Here is a 1,195-nt window from a genome sequence, read left to right on the forward strand (position 1 = left end):
GGGCGCAGGTGGCACATAGTTGTCCCAATCATAGTCAAAGCCAAGCTTGATAGCATCCGCATAAGATACCTTAGCCGCTTTGGGCTGACGCTTGGCCAGACGCTCGCGTACCTTAATGTACTCGTCGCGCGTTTCATCAATGAGGCCCTGACGGTGCTCTTTCGACAGCAGCTTGGTCACCACGCCGACCGAGCGTGAAGCGTCCGAGACATAGATGACCGCATCGTTTTGGTATTGCGGTTCAACTTTTACCGCCGTATGCGCCTTAGAGGTGGTCGCACCGCCGATCATTAGTGGCAGGGTTATGCCGCGCTCTTGCATCTGTTTGGCGACATAGACCATCTCATCGAGGCTAGGGGTAATCAGTCCTGATAAGCCGATAATATCGACTTTCTCGCTAATAGCGGTATCGAGGATTTTTTCACATGGCACCATCACGCCAAGATCAAGGATGTCATAGCCATTACAGCCGAGCACCACGCCGACGATGTTTTTGCCGATGTCATGTACATCCCCCTTGACAGTTGCCATCAGGATCTTACCTTTGACTTCGCCCTCGACCTTTTCTGCTTCGATATACGGGTTTAGCCAAGCGACCGATTGTTTCATGACGCGTGCCGACTTGACCACTTGCGGTAAAAACATTTTACCCGAGCCAAATAAGTCACCGACGATGTTCATGCCATCCATCAGTGGCCCTTCGATAACATCGAGCGGTTTGGGATATTTCTCCCATGCTTCTTTGGTATCAGCTTCGATAAAGGTGGTGATGCCTTTGACCAGTGCATGGGCGATGCGCTCTTCAACCGTGCCCTCACGCCAGCTCATATCGACGGTGCTGTCTTTTTTCTTGCCACCATCTTGATAACTCTCAGCGATAGTCATCAGGCGTTCGGTAGCATCCTGACCTGTCTCGCCTTGATTGCGATTAAGCATGACATCCTCGATCGCCTCGCGCGCCTCGACAGGGATGTCGTCATAGACTTCAAGCATCGACGGATTGACGATACCCATGGTCAAGCCGTTTTTGATCGCATGATAAAGAAATACCGAGTTGATGGCTTCACGAATCGGGTTACCACGGAAGCTAAATGAGACGTTGGAGACGCCGCCTGACACCATGGCATTGGGCAAATTTTCGGTGATCCATTTCGTCGCGTTAATAAAGTCCGCGCCGTAATTGTTGTGCTCAGTG

The 1,195-nt window shown here is 51.4% G+C and carries 1 protein-coding gene; it reads right to left on the reverse strand.

Features of this window, described 5'->3' with window-relative positions:
- Window positions 1-1,195, reverse strand: a 1,195-nt coding sequence (locus tag ACS8FD_RS15585) for a B12-binding domain-containing protein (RefSeq protein WP_439276518.1), incomplete at both ends; no start/stop codon positions are given.

It is taken from the genome of Psychrobacter sp. 1U2, from assembly GCF_051847575.1.